Raw genomic sequence first — 25,985 nt, 5'->3', positions numbered from 1 at the left:
TTCTCAAGAGCGATTAGGGTTTAGAGGTTCTTCAAAGCTATTTTTATCATTTCTTCAACCGTCAGTTCCGAACCACCACTCTTAATTGCATTATCGATTGCCTTTTCCGCTGGAGGTTTGGAAAAGCCAAGCATCATAAGTGCAGAGAGTGCCTCTTCTTTGACGGTATGGTTTAACGGCGCAGCGATCAAAGATCCTGTACCTTCTTTTTTTAATTTATCCTGTAATTCTAGTACCAGGCGCTGTGCCGACTTAACACCAATACCTTTAATCCGTTGTATCAAAGGTAGGTCGCCGTTAACAATAGCCGTCTGGATTTCATTAGGTGTGATGGAAGAAAGCATCATTCTTCCGGTATTTGGCCCAATCCCGGAAACGGAGATCAGGTGCAGGAAAAGTCTGCGCTCCCCTTCATCAGCAAAGCCATAAAGGGTATGCGCATCTTCCTTTACATGCAGCCAGGTATATATTTTGCACCGCTCCACATTTCCCAGGCCGCTGTAGGTATTAAGAGAGATATTGATGTGATATCCTATCCCCCCCGCCTCTACAACAATGTAAGTAGGACATTTAAAGGTTAGTTTTCCATCAATATACTCAAACATATTTTTTAAACTTTAGTCTTACGTCTCAATAAACCAGTTTTCTTTTCACCGGCCTCACTCTCTTTTCCTTGTACATCCAATACGGCAATGGTCACCATATTGACGATCTCCCTTACAGAACTTCCCAACTGCACAATATGTACAGGTTTCTTCAAGCCCAGCAAAATTGGCCCAACCGCCTCTGCCCCGCCAAGTTCCTGTAACAATTTATAGGCAATATTTCCAGATTCCAAATTTGGAAAAACCAGTGTATTCGCCGGCGCATCCGCTAATCTACTAAAAGGGAAATTATCTTTAAGTAAAGAATTATTTATTGCAAAGTTTCCCTGCATTTCCCCGTCTACCAAAATCTCCGGGTGTTTCTCGTGTAATATCTTTACAGCTTTTCTAACCTTTTCCGGAACGATTCCTTCGTTGGACCCAAAGTTTGAATAAGACAACAGCGCCACCCTTGGCTGGATATTGAATTTATTGACTGCACGCTCCAGTAAAATGGTCAGATCCACCAATTCTTCAGCTGTCGGATCCACGTTGACAGTAGTATCCCCAAAAAATACCGGACCTTTAGTCGTCATCATCATATACATCCCTGCAACGCGGTTTACGCCCGCTTCTGTACCGATAATTTGTAAAGCAGGTTTTATGGTAGAAACATAGTTTTTCGTCAATCCGGAGATCATCGCATCCGCTTCACCAAACTCCACCATAGAGGCACCAAAGTAGTTCCTGTCGCGCATCAGTTTTGTAGCCTCAAATAAGGTAACCCCTCTTCTTTGTCTCTTCTGATAAAGAGATTCCGAATATTTCTGCATGCGCTCCGGCTCCTGAAACGGATCCATGATCTGCACACCTTCAAGATCCAGGGCATTCTCTTCAATAATTTGCTGGATGATTTCTTTATTCCCTAATAATATTGGAATCGCAATGTTATCATCTTTAACAATCTGAGCAGCCTTCAGAATTTTATAGTTGTCTGCTTCAGCAAAAACAACACGCTTAGGGTCAGATTTTGCTTTATTGGTAATGGCGCGCATAATGGCATCGTCTTTACCTAAACGAAGCTTCAATTCCTCAGCGTAAGCATCCCAGTCTGTAATCGCTTTACGCGCAACACCAGATTCCATAGCGGCCCTTGCAACTGCCATAGAAACATTCGTGATCAACCTCGGATCCATTGGCTTTGGAATGATATATTCCTTTCCAAACTTAATGTTCTTTTCATTATAAGCCATATTCACGGCTTCAGGAACAGATTTTTTAGCCAGTTCAGCAATTGCTTTTACAGCGGCTATTTTCATGGGCTCATTGATGCTCGTTGATCTGACATCAAGCGCCCCTCTGAATATATATGGGAAACCTAAAACATTGTTTACCTGGTTCGGATAATCTGAACGGCCTGTAGCCATGATCAGATCCTTACGGGAACTGATGGCCAGGTCATAGGCGATTTCCGGGTTAGGATTGGCCATTGCAAAAACTATAGGGTTTTTGGCCATTGATTTCAACATGTCTGCAGTTACGCAGTCGGCAGAAGACAAACCAATAAAGACATCAGAATCCTTCATCGCCTCTTCCAGCGTATTGACCGTTCTGCTTGTGGCGAACTCTGCTTTGATCGGGTCCAGGTTTTCACGAATATCCCTGATCACACCAGATCTGTCGCACATCACAATGTTTTCCTTTTTAGCACCCAAAGAAACATATAACCTCGAGCAGGAAATTGCAGCGGCACCAGCACCGTTGACCACAATCTTAACTTTATCTATCTTTTTTTTCTGTAGTTCACAAGCATTGATCAAAGCCGCAGCAGAAATAATCGCTGTACCATGCTGATCATCGTGCATGACAGGAATTTTCATTTCTTCCTTCAGGCGGCGTTCTATTTCGAAACATTCGGGAGCTTTAATATCCTCCAGGTTCACCCCGCCAAAAGTAGGCTCCAGTGCTTTAACGATCTTTACAAAATCATCCACATTCTTTGTATCCAGTTCCAGGTCAAAGACATCAATATCCGCAAAAATCTTAAATAAGAGGCCTTTACCTTCCATCACAGGTTTTCCTGCTTCCGGGCCGATATCTCCAAGACCAAGTACAGCAGTACCATTACTGATTACAGCCACCAGATTACCTTTAGCTGTATATTTATAGACATCCTCTGTGTTCTCAGCGATCTTTAAACAAGGCTCAGCTACCCCCGGTGAATATGCCAGCGTTAAATCTCTTTGAGAATTCGTTGGTTTGGTCGGTATAACCTGTATTTTACCAGGCCTCCCTTGCGAGTGGTAATCTAAAGCGTCTTGTTTTCTATTCGTCTTACTCATAAAATTTTGCGTTGTAAAGCGCCAAAGTTACAATTCTTTTAATGAGCCTAAAATAAAAAAGATCCTAAATCTTCCCCTCCCGCTGTGATCGTTCTTTATCTCCTTTATAAGACATATATTGTCTGGAATGCTTTGAGGCAGAAACCGCATTTCCCGTACCTGAATTTTTAGATACAATTAAACGCTGCCCCGGCATGATCTGAGATCCCTTCAGCTTATTCCAAACCTTAATATCCTGAACCTCAACGTTATACTTGTCCGCAATTGTCTGCAGATTCTGCCCGCGGGTTACCCGGTGATACGCTACGGAGGTATGCTTTTTATGCAGCCTGCGGTCATCATTGGAAGCCAGTACCACGTGTGTACTTACCTCCGGCGGACGGTTGTTTAACACCTCATAGATCATTGCAAAATCACCCCCGGTCACCCGCGGCATCACAATTCGCCTTGGAGATTCCTCCGTTCCGTTCACAATTTTCTTTTTGTAAGAAGGATTCAGGATGCAAAGATCTTCCTCTTCCATTTTAAGGGCCTGCGCCAATAAAGGTAGGGAAACGAACTTGTTTACCTGCACAGTATCTGTCTTAATGGCCATTGACGGACTTAAACGTTCTATCTGATGTGCCTTTGAATAGTTCATGATGTACATGGCTGCGATAAATGCAGGCACATAATTCCGGGTCTCTAATGGAAGATATGGCCGAATCTCCCAAAAATCATGGGAATTTGCCTTCGCAATTGCACGCTGTACATTTCCCTTTCCGCAATTGTAAGCGGCAATGGCCAGTAGCCAGTCTCCAAGTTCGGCATAAGCATCTCTAAAATAAGCTGCTGCAGCATTGCTCGCCTGCACCGGATCTTTTCTCTCGTCCACAAAATTATCCATGTTTAATCCATAGCCTTTAGCTGTGCTAAACATAAATTGCCATAAACCGGTAGCACCCACCCTCGATACCGCATGTGGGTTCATGGCAGATTCAATTATAGGCAGGTATTTAATTTCTTCGGGAACATTATAAGCCCTGAGCGCCTGTTCAAAGATTGGAAAATAATAACTGGACAAACCCAGCATTTTACCAATCATGTCTTTACGGCTGCTGTAAATATCAATATACTTCTGAACAAATTCATTGTATTTCAACGGCACCATTTTCTGAATAGAATCCAGGCGTTGCTTATAAACAAAATTGTAATTGTTAAATGTAGGGGCTTCTTCCACCAAAACTGGTAGGCTACTGGTATCTGAAGAAACCGGATTGATCTGCTGTGCTTTTACACCGAAGTGAATAGAAACTACAATACAAAATGAGAGCAGGAGTACATTTTTTTTCATAGGCTATTTTCTTAGGAAGCCACCACAAGCATTTCTATTTCTGCCCTGGTTCAGTATGGTGGTTTCACAGGCGGTTTAAACCCGGTTTATGTTTGGTATACACTAATTCCCAGCATGTTCAGAAGATGAAGTTAAGAAATTCTCTGATAAGTTGAGCAAAACTTCTTCTTTGAAATGTTTGGTCATTAACTGTAAACTTAACGGCAGTTCTTCCTGATTATTGCCCAGTGGAATAGCAATAGCAGGAATTCCGGCCAAAGAGGCCAGAACGGTATAAATATCGGCCATATACATGACCAGGGGATCTTCAATGTTTTCTCCGATCTTAAACGGAGGGGTAGGTGCCACAGGACTCAGAATTACATCGTATTTTTCCAGTAATTGCTCTGTTTTTTGCCTGATCAGCTGCCTTACCTTCTGGGCTTTCTGATAATAGGCATCATAATAACCAGCGCTCAGAACAAACGTCCCCAGCAATATCCTTCTTTTTACCTCTTCTCCAAAACCCTCTGCTCTGGATAGTTTATATAAACTATTGAGGTCTTTAGCAGAAGTATTGCGGTAACCAAAATGCACCCCATCATACCTGGAAAGATTAGAAGATGCTTCTGCCGTGGTTAACACATAATAAGAAGGCACTAAATAATCGAGCAGATCAAATGACACATAATCAATCGTATGCCCCTGCGATTTTAATTTCTCAATGGATGCAGATATGGCTTCTTTTATACTTGGGTCAAGTGCCTCGCTCTCCAGGGTCTCTTTTAAAACAGCTACCCGGTATTTCCTCTCACCTGTCATTAAAGCGCTGTAATCTGGAACGGGCAAGGTTGAAACCGTCGAGTCCTGATCGTCTGCCCCGGCCAGTACTTCCAGCAAAACCGCCGCATCACTTACAGAAGAGGTAATGGTACCAACCTGATCAAATGAAGAGGCATAAGCAATAACACCATAACGGGAAATCCGTCCATAGGTAGGTTTTAAACCTATACAGCCGCAAAAAGCGGCAGGTTGTCGTACCGAGCCACCGGTATCTGTTCCAAGTGCAGACAAACACATATCAGCCTGTACTGCAACAGCAGAACCACCAGAAGATCCGCCTGCAACCCGTTGCGGGTCTCTTGCGTTTTTCACCGCACCAAAATAAGAGGTTTCATTGGAACCGCCCATAGCAAACTCATCGCAGTTCAGACGACCAATAATAACAGCATCTTCATCGAGCAAACGCTGAACAACTGTCGAAGAGTAGGGCGAAACAAATCCGTCCAGCATCTTGGAAGAAGCCGTGACCTGATGTCCTTTATAACAAATATTATCCTTAATCCCAATGACCATTCCTGCCAGTTTCCCAGCAGTGCCATTGTCTATCTTTTTCTGTATTTCCGTGGCCTGGTCTCTTGCCGAATCAAAAAAAACCTCATTGAATGCATTCAAATCTTTGAATTGCTCTATTTGAGCGAAATAATAATCCAGCAATTCAGTCAGGCTGACTTTTTTTTGGTCAATAAGAGTTCTTATCTCTTGTAAAGAGTTATACTTCTTCAAAACTACAAAATAGATTAAGGGTTAAGCTACAGGAAAATTACAAAGGTTTATTGGTATTTGAACGGTCACGGTCATAGTGATCGTCATCAGCTCCATCTTTACCTTCTTTGAATTCCTTAACACCTCTTCCTAATCCACGCATCAGCTCAGGGATTTTTTTACCGCCAAAAAGCAGTAATACCACGACAAGAATAATTGCGATTTCCGGAGCGCCTAATGCGGCCAATACCGTTGTGTTTAACATGATTATTTAATTAAATTTTATTACTTGGTTCACTACTTTCCAAATGACTGGCACCAGTCGCATTTTCAATTGGCGTTTCTCTAGGCAAATCATTTTTCACTTCAGTGTCTGCTTTAGGAGTCTCTCTTCTAAGATCCTCATCTATATCTACGGCATTAATGTTGCGATGGATTTCTCTTTTTACACCTTCCGATGCATCTTTAAAATCTCTGATCCCTTTTCCTAACCCACGTGCCAGTTCAGGCAATTTTTTACCTCCGAATAACAAAAGTACGACAGCAAGGATCAGCATTACCTCTCCCCCTCCCATATTTAAGAATTCCAATAATGTTCCTGTGTACATTTTAAGCTGTATTTAATGTTTTATAAAACAAATATATGCATTTTTAATCTCCAAAAATTTATTTAGCAATCCATGCTTCAGGATTTTGCGCAACTGTACCTCTCCAGATCTGGAACTGCAGTTCAGGAATTTCCTCAGAAGCAGCTACAACCCCAATAGACTGCTTAGTAGCTACATTATCACCCGCAGCTACACTTACAGAACGTAAATTCTGATAGACTGTAAAATATTCGCCATGTTTGATCAGCACAAAATATTTACCCAGAGAACTCATTACCCTTAGAACTTTACCATTGAATACAGCTCTTACACTCGCGCCCTCTGCAGTTTGAATCGTGATACCCGTATTATCATAGTTGGCCTGCCCTTCCTTGTGCCGGCCAAAACTTTCGGTAATAGACCCCTGTGCCACCGGCCAAGGAAGCGAACCTCTGTTGCTCTCAAATGCAGCAGATAACTTTGCCGCCTCCGGAGTAGCCGTCAGATACCCACCACTTGTTTTAGCTTTAGAAGCTACTGGAACCGGCTTATTCTCTGCTTTGGCTTTCGCCGCAGCCAGGCGTTCCTCTTCTTCGGCCCGCTGTTTGGCCAGGGCAATTTCCCGCTGAATGGCATTCCTGATCTCCCTGTCTATAGCCTGCTGTTGTTTTTTACGTTTGGCGATATCCTGACTAAATTGTCGTTCCTGTTTACTGAAAGTCTTAAGGACGGCAGACTGTTCTGATTTATTCTTACCAAGCTTTTGCTGCTCGCTTTGCTGCTCTTTTAATAAATTACTCTTTTCTTTCAGGTTCTTATCCAGCACACCAATCTTATTCTTCAGGTTTTTTTCCGTTCCCTGAATATAGTCGGCCTGTTTTTTTCGATATTGTCCAAACTGCTGCAGGTATTTGATTCTCTTATAAGCCTGATTAAAATCCTTGGCCGCAAACACAAACATCATCTTATCATAAGCATTCTTATTGCGTTGGGCAAAACGGATCATACCTGCATATTCCTTTCTCAACAAGCCCAGTTGTTCCTGAAGAGAGTGCACCGTATTGGTGTTTTCATGAATCTGGTGGTCCAGATTCTTAATTTCTGAATTGATCACTGTAATCTTGCCCTGCATCAAGCTAATCTTGGCATTTAAGGCTCTGATTTCCCCAAGGGTGAGTTTCTTTGCACTTGCCGCTTTATTCAGATTTTTCTGCAGCAATTCAATTTCCCGCTGTATCGCTTCCTTCTTCCTTTTAAGTTCTGCACTGTTCTGGGCAACAGCCTGCGAAGTAATGGATATCAATAAAAAGAAGAAAAATATTTTGTATAGCTTCATTAACTCAAAAGTATAAAATTAGTTTATTACTTTGAACCTTTTAGGAACAGTAAACGGAAAATCCAGTTCTACATTGCTTTCTATTTTTGAAAAGGCAAGTTCAATAGCCGCCTTTTTCAACCCCGCCTGAGAGTTGATCTGAATATTGGACGGGAACAAATAATCTCCAACCTGCTGATATTCACCATAAACAACTTTAAGCGCCTGACCAGACTGGACATCATTAAGATTCGTCTCCGAAGACTTCAGCAACGTATTAAATAAGATCTGATAAGCAAGGCTTTTTCTTTCTCCCTTCAACAACCAGACCCCATTTTGCAAATCAAGGTCTGCATCTTCTTCCATAAAACTACCAATAGCATTTCCTGTAAAAACATCCTGTAGCATCTTAAAATTCACCTGTTTATTGGTAAAACTATGGATATAACTAAAGGGCTTACTCAGGTAAATATTATCTACGCGGTTCATCATTAACACGCTGTCTGGAGTAATTAAAGCCCTGGCAACCTCTATCCCGGCAAAAGCCGTCACACTTACCCAAATCTTCTTATCCTTTAACATCCGTACATTTACAGAAGCGCTGTTGCTGTTCCCATTGATACTGATCTGGGCTTTCCCCTTCATAGACAAAGTCTTGAAAACCAAATCCTTATCCCTGAGCATTTGCAGATTTTCCTTTTTCTTTACGTTAACCGTATCTGACTTCAGCACCGGAGGTGCCACAACAATAGCCTTCTTCGGTCTACAGGCTGCCATGGAAATGATGACAAAAGTGAAGAGCAGGCCCCTATTTAAAATATCTTTTCTCATTGATCTTCTGTTTTAATTTCTCCGATTTACTTCCCAGGTCCCTGGCCTGTTTCCACAGATCAAGAGCCTTTTCCTTATTTCCTTTTAAAGCAAGAATATCGCCATAATGCTCCAGATAAAGCATCTTTTTAACCGGGTTCAACTGTAATGCCTTCTGTATTTTCGCTTCTGCAAGATCAAATTTTGCCAGGTTCATCAATACCAGGGCATATACATCTTCCACAGAAGCCAGCAATTCCTGTTCTCCCGCCGCCAGTTCCTCTGCCGTTGCTATATTTTCGAGTGCAGCCGCATATTGATCTTCACGGTGCTGTGCAAAGGCAAGATAATAATATAAAACCGCTTGATTAGGATAAACAGATACTGCCGCAGAACCCGTTTCTATTGCCTTTTTAAATTCCTTTTGAGAAAGATATATATTCAAGACCTGCTCCCAAACTACATAAATCTGCTCAGATAGCTGCAGAGATTTTAAATACTGGACCAATGCTTCCTTTGCATCACCTTGTTTGTACAACAAATCACCGTACATTGCAAACAGACGAGGGTCGTCCTGATGTACAGCAACCAAGTCTCTCAAGATATTGCCTGCCGAAGGGATTTGCCCCTCAGCCACATAGTAATCCACCATAGCCAGATCCACCTCCAGACTGGAAGGATCCAAAGCTTTAGCTTTCTTTAACATGTTCAGCGCTTCCGACTTTTTACCATCTTTCTGCAGCAAATTACCGGCGTACAAATAGCTTTTTATATCTTCAGGGTTGTCTGCAATCACCTCGCCGGCTTCATATTCTGCCGTCTTTGACTTTTTCTCCTGATTTAAACGTTTTCTCCCTCTGGAAGATTCCACAGATACACCGAATTTTTTCTCTAATTCATCATAGGCCTTCAAAGCACCCGGTACATTCCCGGAAATGGCCAGTGCATTGCAGTGGTCAAAATAATAAGCTTCGACATCAGGCTCCATGACGATCAGGCGTTCAAGTACCTGTACCAAACCAGGCATATCTCCTTTTCTCTTGTACAATTCGGCACAGAGTTTCCAATACCAGATGTTATTGGAATTAAGGTCCATGGCCTTCTTCAGCGCGAACTCAGATTCCTGCAGTTTATTTTGCCGGTAATCCAAACTGGCAATCTCGTAATAAGCATCTGCCTGTCTAGGGTCCAGGCTAACCACCTTATTAAAGCTCTCTACGGCTTTAATATAGTTTTCATTGATTTTGTAGCGGATGCCATCAAAAAAAAAGCCCTTAACCAGATTACTATCTGGTTGAACCGGCTTTTGAGCAAAAGCAGGAAACGCAACAAATAGAAAAATAGTTAAGGCCCTGTATTTCATTTTCTTTTTATTTACCAGTATGACCGTATCCACCTGCACCACGAGCCGTATCGTTCAGCTCTTCTACAGGAGCCCAGCTCACTGTTTCGTGTTTAGCAATGATCATCTGAGCAATGCGGTCCCCATTGTTCACTGCGAAATCTGTATCAGAAAGATTGACCAGAAGCACCTTAATCTCTCCCCTGTAATCCGCATCAATCGTACCAGGCGAATTTACAATACTAATCCCGTGTTTATACGCTAAGCCGCTTCTTGGACGAATCTGAGCCTCATAACCAACAGGCAATTCTATATGGAGTCCGGTTGGGATCAAAACCCTTTGCAAAGGCTTAATCACAACTTCCTGTTCAACAAAGGCACGCATATCCATACCTGCTGCATGTTCTGTTTCGTAAGCTGGCAACGCATGGCCTGAATTATTGATAATATTTATCTTCATTTTTTAAATAATATAGTTTTCAATTGATCCTTTTCAAAATAGAAAATACCTCCAATAAAAGCAAGAAGCAAGGCATTTCCAATATAAATATTCCTGTTAAATATCCAAAAGGATAAAACAACCAGGACAACAGAGATGAGCAGATAACTTAAAATTCTTTTCAAGTCATAAGGAATCGGATAATATTTTTGTCCGAGTACATAAGAGATGACCATCATCACAAAATAAGCCAGCATAGACACCCATGCAGAGCCCATATAACTGTATTTTGGAATCAGTACAAAATTCAGAACAATGGTAATAATTGCCCCTATGATGGAAATATATAAGCCAAAACGGGTTTGGTCGGATAAACGGTACCAAATAGAAAGGTTCATATAAATCCCCAGACAAACGTAGCCAAACAGTAAATACGGCACTGCTGGTAAGCCTACCCAATATTCATTCTTACGTATAAAATACTTTAGAATCTCAATATTGGCAATCAAGCCAACAAATAAAACGGCTAAGGCAATGACAAAATAATGCAATATAATAGCATAGGTCTTTTTTGCATTTGCATTTTTTGCATGGCTAAAAAAGAAGGGTTCCGCCCCCAGTCTGAAAGCCGTAATAAAAATGCTCATAAAAATGGCAATTTTACATACCGCACCATAAATCCCCACCTGATGATCTGCAATCTTATGTGGCAACAACCTGCTCAATACAATTTTATCCAGGTTTTCATTGACAATAAAAGATAAATTAGCCACAAGGATCGGCCAGGAATAAGAAAACATCTTTCCAAACAATTCTTTGTCAAATCTTAACTGCAGTTTTAAAAATTCAGGAAGCAGCATAAAGAAAGTAACGATACTCGCAATCAGATTGGCCACAAATACATAACCTACCCAAATACCCCGGTACCAGGATCCCAGCCACTCTGACAAGGGCCAGTGATGTTTAATGATCAGTGGAATAATATAAATAAAGACCAGGTTAAAGCCTACAAAACACCCAATATTCAGAAATTTGATCAGGCTATATTTAAAGGCCTTATCATCAGCCCTTAACTTTGCAAACGGAATGACACATATCGCATCAATGAACAAGATCCAGATAAATAACTGCAGATAACGTTTATAGTCTGCGAGCTGATGAGGATCATCTGTCAGATAAGCCGCAATTGGATTGGAAAAAACCAATCCTGTAATTAAAAACAGCGTAGAAATGAAAGCGATGCACAGAAAAGAATTATTATAGACTTCCTGTTTCTTATCTTCATGTTTGTTCAGATAACGAAAATAGGTGCTTTCCATCCCAAAGGCCAGGACCGCATTGATCATTGACGCATAGGCGTACATGGTGGTAAATATCCCGTAAGTACCCGCAGCAAACTTACCTGTATAAATCGGCGTAAGTATAAAATTAAATAACCTGGAGAATACAGTACTCAAACCATAAATGGCTGTCTGGCCCAGAAACTTTTTAAATACAGACACGGCTACCTTTTAAGAATTTCGAAATTACGATAGTTTTTAAACTCTGCAGGGCTTACCTCTACAAGTTCAATTTTAGAACGGTCCGGTCCTTCATGGCACCATTCGGTAAAAACCTCCAGCTGCAGGTCATCGCCTTCCGCTTCTATATAGACAGAGCCATCCTTTTCATTTCTGATCAAGCCTTTTACCCCCATCTGATCTGCGATAGCTTTGGTCGTAGCCCTGAAGGAAACACCCTGTACCTTTCCCGTTATTCTGATATTAATATGCTTCATTTTATACTTGCTTTTCACCATGAACTTCAAAGTCCATTTCACTAATTCTCTTTTTTTCTGATAAAAATTCTTTCCAGATGCGCTGCAAAATATCAGCAGCAGGCTCCACCTGGTTTAATGCAGCAGCGATTTGACCAATCTCCAGTTCGCCTTCTTCCATATCGCCTTCAAACATTCCGGCCTTAGCTCTCGCCCGCCCCAGCAACGCTCGCAACTGGTCGGCATCAAGCCCATCATTTTCTGCTTTTATTACTCTTTCTGCAAAAGTATTATTTAATAACCGCACCGGCACCAATTTTTTCAGGCTTAATCTTGTATCGCCCTCTCCGGCACCAATAATCTTCTTTTTAAAATTGTCATGGGCCGACGATTCCCGGGCAACAGCAAAAGCCGACCCGACCTGTACACCTTCCGCTCCTAAAGCAAAAGCAGCCAGCATCGCTGCACCACTGCCTATTCCTCCAGCAGCAATAACAGGTATTTTAACTTCATTTTTAACCAGTGGAATCAGACATAAAGTCGTTGTTTCTTCCCTTCCATTATGTCCCCCGGCCTCAAAACCTTCGGCAACAACTGCATCTACTCCACAGGATTCTGCTTTAAGCGCGAACTTTCTATTGGCCACCACATGCACTACGGTAATGCCGTGTTGCTTCAAAAAACCCGTCCAGGTATCCGGATTTCCCGCAGAAGTAAAAACAATCTTTACACCCTCTTCAACCAGGATCTGCATAATTTCTTCCACATTTGGATAAAGCAGGGGTACATTCACCGCAAAGGGATAAACCGTTGCTGCTTTACACTTCTGAATATGCGTTTTAAGCACATCAGGATACATAGAGCCTGCCCCAATGATCCCTAAACCTCCGGCATTCGAAACCGCAGAAGCCAGTTTCCAGCCACTGCACCAAATCATTCCGGCCTGTATCACCGGATATTTTATCTTAAATAAATCAGTTATTCTGTTGGACATGTGCAAATTAAATTATCCTTCTAATACTGGTTTTATCACTAATTTTTCCTTCAGGAGCAAATTCCACGAGGTTAATTCCAGGTCGCTTTCCCTTTTCCAACGTTCCGTACTCTCCCTCAATACCCAAGAAAGCAGCCCCATTCCATGTAGCCCATTTCAGCAAGGTTTCAAAACTTAAGTTAAAATTTTCCTGGAGTGTTTTCATTTCCGACAGTATACTCAATTGATGATTACTCGCCAGACTGTCTGTCCCCAGGGTTATTTTAACACCTGCTTCGGCAAGCATCGGCACATCAGGCAGCCTGTTTTCTATATATTGATTGGCATTAGGGCACAAACACCAGTACAAACCGCTATGGACGGACTCCGCAAAACGAACGTCCTCTGCTGTGGTCAAAGTATTATGAACCAGGAGCACTTTACTCCCGGGTAATTCTTCAACAACACTTTGCAGGGAACTTTTCCCTGTAGCAGAAAAAAAAGAAATATCCAGCCCTAAAAATTCATATAATTTCAAAAATGCACCCTGCCTGAATTGGAAAAAAAGATTTTCGTCCTCCGTTTCCTGATTGTGCATACTCACCAGATTATCCTCCTTCAGGCTATAATCTTTAATAGCTGCAAAGAGTTCTTTAGATATAGAATAAGGCGCATGTGGAACAATCGAGGCCTTTAAAGGCGCAAACTCCTCTTTCATCTTTAATGCCCTTTCAAATATTGTTTTGGCCTGCGCAGGATTAAAGCCTAATGTTTCAATAAAAGTATGGTAATATAATCTGCTTCCTGTCTTAGTGGCCCCAGACACCAGCTGGTTGGAAATATCTCCTACGGCCACAATGCCATTTGCCAGCATTTCCCGGTCAGCCTTTTGCATCGCCTCTAAAATCATTTCTTCACTGCTATCGCGATGTTTAATCACCTGCTGAACAAAAGCCTGGAGTCCTGTTTGCTCGGGAATTTTCTCAAAAAGATGCGACAACTCTAAATGACAATGCGTATTGACCAAGCCTGGAACCAAAAAACCATGGTAATGCTTTATATTTTCAATATCCTGTTCCCTTGCCTGTTGTGCCTGGAGGACAGCATGAACTGTCCCGTCCTCTTTAAGGGCAATTACCCCATTTTCTATAGGCGGAGAAGAAACCGGATAAACAACAGACGCAGATATATATTGAAGCATGGGCACAAATTACGGCTATACAAATCAATCCAGCAAATTAAGCCGGAGGCCTTTCAAATTTATTACATTTGCATACATCATCAACCTCACCCTAATGAACCGGATAGACAGGCTTTTTGGAATACTAGTCTTACTTCAAACGAAGAAATACATTACAGCAGAAAAAATTTCAGATCATTACCAGATCAGCATAAGAACGGTGTACAGAGATATAAAGGCACTGATTGAACAAGGTATACCCATCAGCTTTGAACAGCCGAAAGGCTATTTTATAGTACAGGGATATTTCCTGCCGCCGGTTTCTTTTAATACAGAAGAAGCCAATGCCCTGCTCATTATGGAAAGGCTTGTTGCCGGATTTACAGACCAGTCCATCCAGACACATTATTCAAGCGCGCTGAATAAAGTCAAAGCAGTACTCAGAAGTCAGCAAAAAGAAAAACTGGAATTTTTAAACGAAAACATCAAACTGCAATTACCTGATTATATAAAGAACGAATTTCAGCATTTATCAGTTCTTCAACATGTAATCTCCTCCAAAATACTTATAGAACTGGACTACATCAATAACAATAACGAAAGCAGTTTGAGGACTGTGGAATCCATAGGCCTCATTTTTTATGCCTTTAACTGGCACCTGATTGCCTGGTGCCATCTGCGTGCAGAATACCGTGATTTCAGAGTTTCCAGAATTGGAAGGATCAGATGTCTGGAATTGCCTTTTAGAAAACAAGATCACATGTCGGTTGCAGATTATATGAAAAAACTACCTGTCAATTATTAATGAAACCAGGAATAAAAGAGGCAAAGAGCATATGAATCCGCATATACTCCGCATATAATCCGCATCTAGTCCGCGTTTTCACGATAAAATGCGGATTAGATATAGACTTCTCATCTTGTAAAAGCAGAGTCATACGCCTCCTGCTTTAACCCGGTTATTCCTCTGTTTCTTCCAGCTTACCTTCTTTATTTCTCTTTAAGCTCACCTTCGGTTTTTCCTGGGTCCCTGTAATACTTAATGGAATACCAATCAGACCAAAAGGAGGAAGTCCAAGCCTCCCACTCATATTAAGCCGACCGTCAAAACTCACCTGTCCTTCAAACCTTGGCCTGAATCCGGCAACACGCATTTTAAACCGCTCAATGGTAATGATATTCTTACTGATCGTACTTTTTATATTGACTTCTGAAAGGTCAGGATTACTTAAACTATCTCTTTTTGTGGCTTTACCCACTGCATTCATAAATTTAAATCCACTTAGGCTGATCTTTTTAAGAGACAAGGTCCCTCCTCCCTTTAAAGAAGGGTAAACCGGCGCCATATCCTGATTCAATTTACCAGACAATTGATAGTCCAGGCCAACAATCCCTTTAGCCTTGCCTGCTGAACTGGCCAGCTCTCTAAACATTTTGATTTCTTTATAAGCCCTGGCAATATCAAATTCTTTGGCCAGAATATGGTAATCGAAAAGGGCAGATTTAGGCGTTAAACTTTTGTAAGTCGCATCCATAGTTACCGGTGCATCAATGATATTAAAACCTGTCTGGCTTAAAGTCATCACGCCAGCATTTAAGCCAAGACTCCCCTTAGCGTTCTTAATCAGCATACCTTTATAATGTACCGCATCGGCACTTGCCGTTAAAGAAACATTCAAATTATCAGGGATCAGGATCACTCCGGAGCCAGAAGATGGTGCTGTTGTTCCAGGCCCCTCGTTATACACCATAAATTCATCTGCAAACAGATGTTTACTTTTTAAATTGAACTGTCCGGTCAGCTTGGCTGTTTTACTCAGCGCATAATTAACCACATTTCCGAGTTCCCCATCCAGTTTAAAATCTGATGCGCCGTAAGTCGCATTGAATTGTTCAAATTTCATTTTATCCTGAAAGAAAGAGAATACCCCATTTTTAATCAGGAAAGACTTTGGAAAAAGATCAGATTGGAGGGCCAGATCGTGAACAACAACCTTTCCTTTATTATTGAGTTTAGCATACCGGCCCGCCACCGCATCACTTTGCAAACCCTGAAGAGATACATTGGTAAAAACAGTTCCCTTTACGCCATAACCTTTCAATGCAAAAAGCCTATAGATTTTACCTATATCTATAGTCCCTTTCGATTGAACGTGATACGCTACATTGTCAAAATTCTTCACATCCGCTTTTAATAAAAAGGGCTGCGTGCCCAGCTGGAAGGAAACAGGCTTAATATTTAAGCGGGTACCTTTCAGCGTACCATCCTGATTAACCAGTGAAGCATCAACTACAATATGTTCTAAAGCCTGATCAAAATTCTTGGTCTTTATCCGTCCGTTATTCAAATGAATTGTAGCTTCTGTGACCGGAAATAATCTCTTACGTTTATTATAGCTTCCCTTTGTTTTTACATCCAGATTCAGCACGCCGTTTAAATCAAGATCCTTTACCGGATAAAAACTTTTCAGTTCAGCGAAATTAAACACAGATTTTAGGTCTGAGTTTACAGTGATGTTATCTGTAGTCCGGAAATTCACAAAACCACGAATATAATTATCCAATGCCTGGATATGAATTTGACTGACATCAAACCAGGTACTTTTATATTGTCCATCCTTGTTTTCCCCGGTAAGCTTAAAATTAATATGATCAATAGCTACCGGAAGGGAAGCATATTTAAAATATCCTCCGGTTAGAGAAGATTTCAGCTCAAACCTTGGAATCGTTGCAATAACCGTATCTACCTGTCTGATTCCACTTTTAACCACTTTTTTGGTGTATTTACCATCTGCTTTAAGATCCAAAACCAAACGCCCCTTTAAATGTTCCAGCTGAAAAACCCTGGCCCACTTTTCCAGATCAATAGCGGCCCTGGTTTTAATATGAACTTCGGGATCTTTTAAGCCATTAAGCTTCACCACCGCATTCACATGGTCTTTTCCCATGGTAAAGTACAGACTATCCATATTGATATATAAGCTATCTGGATTTAAACTTGGGAGACGTGTCTGCAGGTTCAAAAACAGGTTGCGAATCGGCAATGGGGCTTTCGGATTGTTGATTTCCCCATCACGTATTTTCATATTAAAAGCAAGGGCAGGCATGGTTTTGCTTTTGACCAGGTATTTCCCGATCAGGGAAGCATTAATTTCGGCATAACCTTTAATATTGGTTTTTTCCATGCGTTCAGCAATAGCTGGTGGAAGGGCAGTAAAAATATTGTGCAAATCTGTTTCCTTAGCTACTGTCTTAAAATTGATATCATAACCATCTTTTAAAAAAGAAAAACGGCCCACAAACTGGATCGGCAGTGAATTGATTTTCAGATCATTTTCATTAAAGATCAGGTCCAGGGAATTCGTATTGATCTTCGTCAGCAGTTTAGCGTTGATCTTTTTATGAACCAGATAAGGTTGCCGATCGTAGTAAAGGTCAAGTGTATCAATGATGGCATTACTTTTCAGGTCAAAGATCGCCTTGCTTAAGTCTCCTTTTCCCGAATAGTTCAAGCCTGTAGCCTTTACCATCATCGGAATAGACAGATCATCATAAATCAGGTTACTTTTATTGATAAATATCCCTTCAATCTTCACCGCCGTAGAACTGGTGTCCTGCACTTTAACAGAAGTATCTGCTTTGCTTTTAAAGACATTGTAATTCGCATTTCCCTTTTCATCCACCTTTACATGAATATTTGCCTGGTCTAAAAAGATCTGGTCAATCTTTATCTCGCTAGACAAAAGAGAGCCGAGGTTTACCCGGAATGATAATTCTTTTGCATAAAGAAGTGTATCTTTTTGAAAAGGCGCCGCACCTTTCAAAGTAAAATCATTTAAGCTTAAAGTTAAAGAAGGAAAATGCTTAAAAAAGGAAAGGCTGCTGTGCCCGAATTTCACTTCCCCCTGTATATTTTTATTTACCCATTTCTGCGCTTCCTTAGAAATGGTATCAGGTAACAGGTAAGGCGTTACAAACGCAAGCAATACGATCGTGATCAGGCTTATGCCTGTAATTTTAAGAACTTTTTTCAATCTGAGGAGTCTGTAAATATAGACGGTGCAAAGTTAATTGTTTTCCTCAAAAAAACACGCTGCCATAGGGCTGTCAGTGCCGCTTATTTACTTTGTGTTATAAAACAAAATAAAACTATGGAACTGATAAAAATGTACCTGGAAGAACTGGACCAGGAAGCCCTGACTTCAAGAAAAATGCTGGAAAGAATTCCGGAGGATAAATTTGGATGGAAACCACATGAAAAAAGCATGAACATTAAAACTCTTGCTACACATCTGGCAGATCTGCACAGCTGGATTGGATTGGTACTGAGCACAGATGAACTGGATTTTTCTAATATGCCTTACCAGGTTGACGATGTGAATACTCCTCAGGAACTACTTTCCCTTCTTGAAAAAAGCCTGGCTAAATCCAGAGCTCAGCTGGTGCCGGGGAACGAAACCAAACTCGAAGAAAAATGGACGCTTAGAAATGCTGACCAGATTTATGATGTGTCGCCTAAATATGCGGTGATCCGGATGTCGCTGAACCAAATTGTACATCACAGGGCACAATTAGGGGTTTATCTTCGTCTTTTGAACATTCCAATTCCGGGAAGTTATGGTCCAAGCGCCGATGAAAATGCCTTCTAAAATCCTATTATAAAAACATTTTGATAGTATATATGGGTTTAAATTGATTCCTTTGCAAAAGGAAATCAATTTAAACCCTTCCCCATGTCAGATTCTACTACAAGATTAAATAAATACATTAGTGAAAGCGGTTTGTGCTCCAGACGGGCGGCAGACAGATATATAGAACAGGGTAATGTATATATTAATGGCAGAAAGGCCAAGGTTGGCGATAAAATGTTTTTTGGAGACGTTGTTGTTGTTAACGGCCAGACGATAGAGCCTAAAGCTGCAGAAAACTCCATTTTACTGGCTTTTAACAAGCCTACCGGCATTACCAGCACAACAGAAGCTGGTGTTAAAAGCAATATAGTAGATTATGTAAACCATAGTGAACGTGTTTTCCCGATTGGCCGGTTGGATAAAGATTCCCAGGGCTTAATTTTCCTCACCAATAATGGCGACCTTGTCAACAAGATATTAAGAGCAGGCAACAACCACGAAAAGGAATACATTGTGACGGTCAATAAGCCAATCACCGATCGTTTTATAGAAGGTATGTCAAAAGGCGTTCCTGTACTGGGTGTGATGACCAAAAAATGTAAAGTAACCAAAGAGGCTCCCCAAGTCTTCAAAATTGTTTTAATCCAGGGCCTGAACAGACAGATCAGAAGGATGTGCGAACATTTTGGGTACGAAGTAACCAAACTGGAGCGGGTAAGGATCATGAACATTAGCCTGAAAGGCCTGCCATTAGGAGAATGGAGGGAGCTTACACCTGAAGAACAGGACGGAATCTATAAAATGGTGGCCAAATCCAGCTCTGAAAAATCAGCTGCACCTAAGAGAATCACTAAAAAAGGAGCTGAAGCACCCGAAGCTCCGGTAACCAAACGCACAACCTCTTCAAGGCCAAAGCCGGCAGCCTCCTCCCGCGCAGGAAAACCGAAGACAGAGGGCAGAAATGCTTCTTCTTCCAAAAGAGCAACAAACGCTGCAGGTGTAACCGACTGGCATAAATCTAATGGCCCAAGCAAAAGACCGGTAAGACCATCCAAAGGAAGACCAGGTGCACCAGCTGCTAAGACCAGAAGCCCAAAGCGTTAACCAGGTGAATTGATTAGTAAGTCCTTATGACAAATAATCACGTTTTTTTAGGTAACTTTGCAGCCAAATGGCTATCACTAAAAAAACAGACATTCGTGCGCTAGACCTGAATCAGTTACAGCAGCATTTTATTTCTATTCAGGAACCCTCTTATCGCGCCAAACAGGTGTATCAGTGGTTATGGGAAAAATCTGCCCGCACTTTTGAACAGATGAGCAACTTATCCAAAGACTTGCGTAAAAAACTGGATGAGAACTTTGCGATTAATGTAGTAGAAGTAAACAACTCCCAGTTCAGCAACGACCATACGATAAAAAACACCTTTAAACTTTATGATGGAAACATTGTAGAAGGTGTTCTGATTCCTATGGAAGAGCGAATGACCGCTTGTGTAAGTTCGCAGGTAGGCTGCAGTCTGACCTGTAAATTCTGTGCAACGGGCTATATGGACCGCAAAAGAAACCTGAATGCAGATGAGATCTATGATCAGGTGGTTCTTATTGACCAGCAAGCCAAACAAAACTACAATGCTCCTTTAACCAATATCGTATATATGGGTATGGGAGAACCCCTGCTGAATTACGCGAACGTATTAAAGTCTATTGAAAGGATCACTGCACCTGACGGCCTGAACATGTCTTATAAACGGATTACCGTTTCTACTGCCGGCATCGCCAAAATGATTAAAAAACTAGGTGATGATGGTGTTAAGTTCAATCTTGCACTTTCACTTCATGCGGCGAACGATAAAAAGCGCAACGAGATCATGCCAATTAATGAGCAAAACTCCTTAAAGGCACTCGAAGAGGCATTAAAGTATTATTTTTCTAAAACCAAAAATCCGGTTACTTACGAATACATTGTTTTCAACAATTTCAATGATGAAATTGAAGATGCCATGGATCTGGCAAAGTTTTGCAAACATGTGCCTTGTAAAGTGAATCTGATTGAATACAATCCAATTCAGTTTGCTGATTTTATCAATGCGGAAGGGGATAAAATTGATGCCTTTTCAAATTACCTGAAAAGCCAGGGCATTAATACCAATATCAGACGCAGCCGTGGAAAAGACATCGATGCGGCTTGCGGTCAGCTGGCGGTAAAAGATCAGGCAAAATAAATTCCGTTTGAATAGTTAGTCTTCCTGGAAAGAAATCTACATTGGCCATATGTGGTCAATGTTCAATTTATTTTATGATCTGGCGGGCCTGCTTTTTCCAAGGCTATGTAATGCTTGCGGCAGTCCTCTGCTCAAAGCAGAACGGATAATTTGCCTAAAATGCGGGTATGATCTTCCCTATACAGATTTCCATCTTTTTGTTGATAATCCTCTGGCCAGGCAATTCTGGGGAAGAGTACCCCTACATGGCGCTACAGCGCTTCTTTATTTCAACAAGGGAGGTAAGACACAAAAGATGATCCACAACCTAAAGTACCAGCAGCAAACCGGAATAGGCCTGTTCTTAGGAAGAAAGATAGGTGAACACTTGTTAAATACAGAACATTATCAGGATATTGATCTGATCATCCCCGTACCCTTACATCCCCGTAAAATGCGGGCAAGAGGTTATAACCAAAGCCAGTTTCTTGCAGAGGGCATTGCAGAAATACTTGGCATACAGATCAACAACAAAACCTTAATTCGAAAAACAGCGACGCAAAGCCAAACGAAAAAGGACCGGTATACCAGGTTTCAAAACTTACAACACACCTTTAAAGTGATGGACAAGAATGTCCTCCAGGGCAAACATATCCTGCTTGTAGACGATGTGGTAACAACCGGCGCTACTTTGGAATCCTGTGCAACTGAACTTCAAAAATATAGTGTAAAAAAACTCAGTATTGCAGCCGCCGCCTATGTGCGTTAAATATTTCAAATTAAATGAGGTAGAATAAAAATATTTTTGTTCCTTTGTTACGAGAGCGTTAATTTAAGGGTCGATAATTCCTTCGGAAGACATCGGCCCTTTATTCTTTAAGCCCATACAGATTACGTCTTATTCCAAATATCCTTAGACAATTTCACCGGTAAAATTCAGCCTGATGGCTTTTGTACAAATAAAAAGCAGTAGCTTTTTTACTTAAACTACTGCTTCTTTAGAAAATTGTATCCGGCCATTGTACAACAGCCAGATTATAAAATCATTTCCTGTTATTTATATAAAGGAAATTTGCTGATCAAAGCTAAAACCTGTTTTTTAATATTTGCAAGACTGGCTTCATCTTCAGGATTAACCAATACCTGATCAATCAGATCCACGATGGTTTCCATATCCTGCTCTTTTAGTCCGCGGCTGGTTACAGCTGCAGTACCAACACGAATTCCCGAGGTTACAAACGGCGATTTATCATCGAAAGGAACCATGTTCTTGTTTACTGTAATATCAGCTTTACCCAAAGCAGCTTCAGCCACTTTTCCGTTGATGTTTTTATTGCGAAGATCGATCAGCATCAGGTGATTATCTGTACCACCAGAGATGATACCATAACCTTTTGCTACCAAGGCTTTCGCCATTGCCTGTGCATTCGATTTTACCTGTTTGATATACTCCAGGTACTCATCACTTAAGGCTTCGCCAAAAGCAATGGCTTTTGCTGCAATGATGTGTTCCAAAGGACCACCTTGAGTTCCTGGGAAAACAGCCATATCCAATACAGAAGACATCATTCTCACTTCTCCTTTTGGTGTTTTTAATCCAAACGGGTTTTCAAAATCCTTGCCCATCATGATCATACCACCGCGCGGACCGCGTAAAGTTTTGTGTGTAGTTGTGGTTACGATATGGCAATGCGGTAGCGGGTCAGCCAGCAATCCACGCGCGATCATACCTGCCGGATGAGAAATATCAGCAAGAACCAAAGCGCCGATTTTATCTGCAACACTACGGATAAATGCATAATCCCACTCTCTTGAATAGGCCGATGCACCGCAAATGATCAATTTTGGACGCTCTGCCAAAGCAACTTCTTCCAGCTTGGCATAGTCAATTAAACCGTCTTCTTTTTTAACACCATAAAATAACGGATGATACAATTTACCAGAAAAATTTACCGGCGATCCGTGTGTCAGGTGTCCTCCATGAGAAAGATCAAAACCTAATATTTTATCTCCTGGCTGTATAACGGCAAGCATTACAGCTGCATTTGCCTGCGCACCTGAGTGTGGCTGTACATTTACCCATGCTGCACCAAATAATTTTTTAGCACGTTCAATCGCTATATTTTCAATTTCATCTACAACTTCACAACCGCCATAATAACGTTTGCCAGGCAGGCCTTCAGCATATTTATTGGTTAAAACCGAACCTGCAGCTTCCATGACCTGCTTGCTTACAAAATTTTCAGAAGCAATCAGCTCAAGTCCATTTTCCTGACGATCTAATTCCTTGTCAATCAAATCAAAAATTAAAGTATCACGTTTCATTTATATGTTTTGTTTTTATTTATTACGCATGAATAAAGCCTACAAAGAAAGCTTCTGTACAGCCCTGTGTTTTCTTCGGTAAAAATAATGATTTCTGGCGGAGTTTGGTTAGTAAAATGTTGTTAACCAAAATCTATTCATCGAAATCTGGACTTGCAGCCTGTTAACAGGGAATATTTATGCTGATTATATTAAACAAAATCCCTTACTTTGTAAATTCTATTAAGACCTATATGGAAGACAGTAAGCGTCCATTATTACCAAACATTAATTATCCTGCTGACCTAAAGCAGTATAAAGAAGAAGACCTGGAGCAGATCAGCCAGGAACTCCGTCAGTATATCATTGACACTGTGAGTGTAAACGGAGGCCATTTTGCTGCCAGTCTTGGTGTAGTAGAATTAACCGTAGCGCTTCATTATGTGCTCAATACCCCTTACGACAAGCTCGTATGGGATGTAGGGCACCAAGCTTATGGCCATAAGATATTAACAGGAAGAAAGTCTGTATTCCATACCAATCGCGTGCTTCACGGCATCAGTGGCTTCCCGAATATGGCAGAGAGTGAATACGATACCTTTGGCGTTGGCCATTCATCCACCTCCATTTCTGCCGCTTTGGGTATGGCAGTAGCTTCGCACTACAAAGGAGAAACAGACAGACAACATGTCGCTGTAATCGGAGACGGTGCAATGACTGCTGGCCTTGCTTTTGAAGGCCTCAACCACGCTGGAATCGAGAACTCGAATCTTTTGGTGATCCTGAATGACAACTGCATGTCCATTGACCCCAATGTAGGTGCATTAAAAGAATATTTGACCAGCATCACCACGTCAAAATCATACAACCGTTTCAGAGATGACATCTCTAATATGCTCATCAAACTTTCTGAACTTGGGCCAAATGCACACAAGTTTGTTAAGAAAATAGAAAAAAGCATCAAAGGTACACTACTGAAGCAAAGCAATTTATTTGAAGCCCTGAATTTTAGATATTTTGGCCCGGTAGACGGACATGATGTAAAAAAACTAGCCGCAGTTATACGTGACCTGAAAGATATTCCTGGTCCAAAACTGCTGCACTGCGTAACCTTAAAGGGAAAGGGCTTTGCTCTTGCAGAAAAAGATCAAACCAAATGGCATGCGCCAGGTCTGTTTGATAAGATTACAGGAGAAATTAAGAAAAGTGTAAGTGATAAGCCTCAGCCTCCAAAATACCAGGATGTATTTGGCCATACACTGGTAGAACTTGCAGAAGCCAATAAAAACATTGTTGGAATAACACCTGCAATGCCCTCAGGATCATCCATGAACATCATGATGAAAGCGATGCCAGACCGGGCATTTGATGTGGGGATAGCAGAACAGCATGCGGTAACTTTTTCTGCAGGACTGGCTACTCAAGGCTTAATTCCATTTTGCAATATCTACTCCAGCTTTATGCAAAGGGCTTATGACCAGGTGATCCACGATGTTGCCATTCAAAACCTGAATGTCGTATTCTGCCTGGACCGCGCTGGCGTGGCAGGTGCAGACGGCGCAACACATCATGGTGCCTATGATCTTGCTTATATGAGGTGTATTCCAAATATGACCGTTGCGGCTCCAATGAATGAAGAAGAACTCCGTAACCTGATGTATACCGCTCAAAAGGAAAACAAAGGACCTTTTTCTATTCGCTACCCTCGTGGAAATGGTGTGATGCCAGATTGGAAGCGACCGCTAAAGGAACTTGAGGTAGGTAAGGGAAGAAAAATATGCGACGGTGAAGATGTAGCCATTCTGACCATAGGACACGTAGGAAATTTTGCTGTTGAAGCCTGTAAAGAGCTAAACAGCGAGGGTATTCATCCTGCTCACTATGATCTCCGTTTTGTAAAACCTCTGGATGAGGCTTTGCTCCATGATGTTTTCAGCCGCTACAAAAATGTGATCACTGTTGAAGATGGTTGCTTACAAGGTGGAATGGGCTCGGCAGTGCTGGAATTCATGGCGGATCATGACTATAGCTCAAAAGTTGTACGCCTGGGCATGCCGGATGAACTGGTAGAGCATGGTGAACAGCCGGAATTGTGGGCCTTATGCGGTTATGATACAGCAGCCATCATTAGAACGGTTAAAACGATGGCGGTCAGAAGAACCACAGAAACCATTGCATCTTAAAGGAAAAGCGCATCAAGCTGTGGAGTTTCTCTACAGCACTTTGCTGAATACAAAAATTTAAATAGCTATTTATCAGCTTGTTAAAAATAAATTAGTTTGTGGCATCATTATGTAACCTAACTAATCATATTAACAAGAATAATTAAATTTAAAATAAATAGTTATGAAAAAGTTCATTTTATCAGCAGCATTTTTAGCATTCGCAGGAGTAGCATCAGTTCAGGCAAACGACATTAAAGCTCCTGTAGCTATTACCGTACCACAAGACAGTACTACAAAAGTTCCTGTTAAATTGGAAGAGTTGCCTGATGCGGTTAAAACAACCTTAAAATCAGACAAGTATAAAGAATGGGTACCTCAAACTGCATTCCTGATTACCGCAGCAGATAAAACTTCATGGTATCAGATCGATGTTAAAAAAGGAGAACAAACTGCTTCTTTAAAAGTTGGAAAAGATGGTAAAGTTGTAGAATAAACCA

The 25,985-nt window shown here is 41.3% G+C and carries 23 protein-coding genes; 7 read left to right on the top strand and 16 right to left on the bottom strand.

All coding sequences use genetic code 11. From position 1 onward, the window contains the following. Nucleotides 1–20: 20 nt before the first annotated feature. The 14 genes from ruvA to R2S08_RS24280 all read right to left on the bottom strand — a co-directional run bounded on the left by ruvA (nucleotide 21) and on the right by R2S08_RS24280 (nucleotide 14,206). A complete protein-coding gene (gene ruvA / locus R2S08_RS24345; RefSeq protein ID WP_199077060.1) occupies nucleotides 21–605 on the bottom strand; it encodes a Holliday junction branch migration protein RuvA in 585 nt (194 codons plus the stop codon). A 5-nt stretch (nucleotides 606–610) separates the two neighbouring features. Continuing rightward, entirely contained in the window at nucleotides 611–2,926 is a 2,316-nt protein-coding gene (locus R2S08_RS24340; protein ID WP_316837574.1) for an NADP-dependent malic enzyme, read from the bottom strand. 64 nt (nucleotides 2,927–2,990) lie between these two features. Next, entirely contained in the window at nucleotides 2,991–4,259 is a 1,269-nt protein-coding gene (locus R2S08_RS24335) for a lytic transglycosylase domain-containing protein (RefSeq protein ID WP_316837573.1), read from the bottom strand. Nucleotides 4,260–4,361: 102 nt separating this feature from the next. Beyond that, nucleotides 4,362–5,804 (bottom strand): Asp-tRNA(Asn)/Glu-tRNA(Gln) amidotransferase subunit GatA, encoded by a 1,443-nt coding sequence (gene gatA, locus R2S08_RS24330; RefSeq protein ID WP_316837572.1) that lies wholly within the window; start codon nucleotides 5,802–5,804, stop codon nucleotides 4,362–4,364. Between the two features lie 37 nt (nucleotides 5,805–5,841). After that, complete coding sequence (locus R2S08_RS24325) at nucleotides 5,842–6,048, bottom strand: twin-arginine translocase TatA/TatE family subunit (RefSeq protein WP_133782155.1); 207 nt, start codon at nucleotides 6,046–6,048, stop codon at nucleotides 5,842–5,844. Between the two features lie 10 nt (nucleotides 6,049–6,058). Beyond that, on the bottom strand, nucleotides 6,059–6,391 hold the full coding sequence (locus R2S08_RS24320; protein ID WP_316837571.1) for a twin-arginine translocase TatA/TatE family subunit: 333 nt from the start codon (nucleotides 6,389–6,391) through the stop codon (nucleotides 6,059–6,061). A gap of 58 nt (nucleotides 6,392–6,449) precedes the next feature. Next, nucleotides 6,450–7,706 carry a murein hydrolase activator EnvC family protein gene (locus tag R2S08_RS24315; RefSeq protein ID WP_316837570.1) on the bottom strand — a complete coding sequence of 419 codons (1,257 nt, stop codon included), beginning with the start codon at nucleotides 7,704–7,706 and terminating at the stop codon, nucleotides 6,450–6,452. An 18-nt stretch (nucleotides 7,707–7,724) separates the two neighbouring features. After that, nucleotides 7,725–8,516, bottom strand: coding sequence for a DUF4292 domain-containing protein (locus R2S08_RS24310; RefSeq protein ID WP_316837569.1), 792 nt, complete (start codon nucleotides 8,514–8,516; stop codon nucleotides 7,725–7,727). Beyond that, complete coding sequence (locus R2S08_RS24305; RefSeq protein WP_316837568.1) at nucleotides 8,494–9,858, bottom strand: tetratricopeptide repeat protein; 1,365 nt, start codon at nucleotides 9,856–9,858, stop codon at nucleotides 8,494–8,496. Before R2S08_RS24305 ends, R2S08_RS24310 begins: the two co-directional genes overlap by 23 nt. Before the next feature lie 7 nt (nucleotides 9,859–9,865). Next, on the bottom strand, nucleotides 9,866–10,297 hold the full coding sequence (gene dut / locus R2S08_RS24300; RefSeq protein WP_316837567.1) for a dUTP diphosphatase: 432 nt from the start codon (nucleotides 10,295–10,297) through the stop codon (nucleotides 9,866–9,868). Beyond that, nucleotides 10,294–11,778, bottom strand: coding sequence for an oligosaccharide flippase family protein (locus R2S08_RS24295; RefSeq protein WP_316837566.1), 1,485 nt, complete (start codon nucleotides 11,776–11,778; stop codon nucleotides 10,294–10,296). The genes dut and R2S08_RS24295 overlap by 4 nt, the downstream gene beginning before the upstream one ends. A gap of 2 nt (nucleotides 11,779–11,780) precedes the next feature. After that, nucleotides 11,781–12,053 carry an acylphosphatase gene (locus R2S08_RS24290; protein ID WP_316837565.1) on the bottom strand — a complete coding sequence of 91 codons (273 nt, stop codon included), beginning with the start codon at nucleotides 12,051–12,053 and terminating at the stop codon, nucleotides 11,781–11,783. A 1-nt stretch (nucleotide 12,054) separates the two neighbouring features. Continuing rightward, nucleotides 12,055–13,026 carry a nitronate monooxygenase gene (locus R2S08_RS24285; protein WP_316837564.1) on the bottom strand — a complete coding sequence of 324 codons (972 nt, stop codon included), beginning with the start codon at nucleotides 13,024–13,026 and terminating at the stop codon, nucleotides 12,055–12,057. Nucleotides 13,027–13,033: 7 nt separating this feature from the next. Continuing rightward, a complete protein-coding gene (locus R2S08_RS24280) occupies nucleotides 13,034–14,206 on the bottom strand; it encodes an amidohydrolase family protein (RefSeq protein WP_316837563.1) in 1,173 nt (390 codons plus the stop codon). On the opposite strand from R2S08_RS24280, the gene R2S08_RS24275 reads away from it, so the two are divergent. Continuing rightward, a complete protein-coding gene (locus R2S08_RS24275) occupies nucleotides 14,205–14,990 on the top strand; it encodes a YafY family protein (RefSeq protein ID WP_316837562.1) in 786 nt (261 codons plus the stop codon). The two genes, R2S08_RS24280 and R2S08_RS24275, sit on opposite strands and share 2 nt — an antisense overlap. A gap of 154 nt (nucleotides 14,991–15,144) precedes the next feature. Here R2S08_RS24275 and R2S08_RS24270 read toward each other — a convergent pair whose 3' ends face one another. After that, nucleotides 15,145–18,219 (bottom strand): AsmA family protein, encoded by a 3,075-nt coding sequence (locus R2S08_RS24270; protein ID WP_316837561.1) that lies wholly within the window; start codon nucleotides 18,217–18,219, stop codon nucleotides 15,145–15,147. Nucleotides 18,220–18,336: 117 nt separating this feature from the next. On the opposite strand from R2S08_RS24270, the gene R2S08_RS24265 reads away from it, so the two are divergent. From R2S08_RS24265 to R2S08_RS24250, 4 genes are all read left to right on the top strand, one after another. Beyond that, nucleotides 18,337–18,834: a DinB family protein gene (locus R2S08_RS24265; protein ID WP_316837560.1), complete on the top strand. Its 498-nt coding sequence runs from the start codon at nucleotides 18,337–18,339 to the stop codon at nucleotides 18,832–18,834. A gap of 84 nt (nucleotides 18,835–18,918) precedes the next feature. After that, nucleotides 18,919–19,920, top strand: a complete 1,002-nt coding sequence (gene rluF / locus R2S08_RS24260; protein ID WP_316837559.1) for a 23S rRNA pseudouridine(2604) synthase RluF — start codon at nucleotides 18,919–18,921, stop codon at nucleotides 19,918–19,920. 67 nt (nucleotides 19,921–19,987) lie between these two features. Continuing rightward, nucleotides 19,988–21,040: a 23S rRNA (adenine(2503)-C(2))-methyltransferase RlmN gene (gene rlmN, locus R2S08_RS24255; RefSeq protein ID WP_133782134.1), complete on the top strand. Its 1,053-nt coding sequence runs from the start codon at nucleotides 19,988–19,990 to the stop codon at nucleotides 21,038–21,040. A 58-nt stretch (nucleotides 21,041–21,098) separates the two neighbouring features. Beyond that, the gene (locus tag R2S08_RS24250; RefSeq protein WP_316837558.1) at nucleotides 21,099–21,788 is read left to right on the top strand and encodes a ComF family protein; all 690 of its coding nucleotides are present in this window, start codon (nucleotides 21,099–21,101) and stop codon (nucleotides 21,786–21,788) included. 284 nt (nucleotides 21,789–22,072) lie between these two features. Here the strand turns inward: R2S08_RS24250 and glyA are convergent, their stop codons facing one another. Then, entirely contained in the window at nucleotides 22,073–23,344 is a 1,272-nt protein-coding gene (gene glyA, locus R2S08_RS24245; RefSeq protein WP_316837557.1) for a serine hydroxymethyltransferase, read from the bottom strand. A 233-nt stretch (nucleotides 23,345–23,577) separates the two neighbouring features. Here glyA and dxs point away from each other — a divergent pair, with 233 nt between their 5' ends. Continuing rightward, nucleotides 23,578–25,506, top strand: a complete 1,929-nt coding sequence (dxs, locus tag R2S08_RS24240; protein WP_316837631.1) for a 1-deoxy-D-xylulose-5-phosphate synthase — start codon at nucleotides 23,578–23,580, stop codon at nucleotides 25,504–25,506. Between the two features lie 163 nt (nucleotides 25,507–25,669). Then, nucleotides 25,670–25,981, top strand: a complete 312-nt coding sequence (locus tag R2S08_RS24235; RefSeq protein WP_316837556.1) for a hypothetical protein — start codon at nucleotides 25,670–25,672, stop codon at nucleotides 25,979–25,981. The last annotated feature ends 4 nt before the right edge of the window (nucleotides 25,982–25,985 follow it).

Origin of the sequence: Pedobacter nutrimenti, assembly GCF_032678445.1 — a bacterium.
Classification (GTDB): domain Bacteria; phylum Bacteroidota; class Bacteroidia; order Sphingobacteriales; family Sphingobacteriaceae; genus Pedobacter; species Pedobacter nutrimenti_A.
The sequence above is the reverse complement of the archived record's forward strand: the minus strand, read 5'-3'. Positions and strand labels throughout refer to the sequence as shown.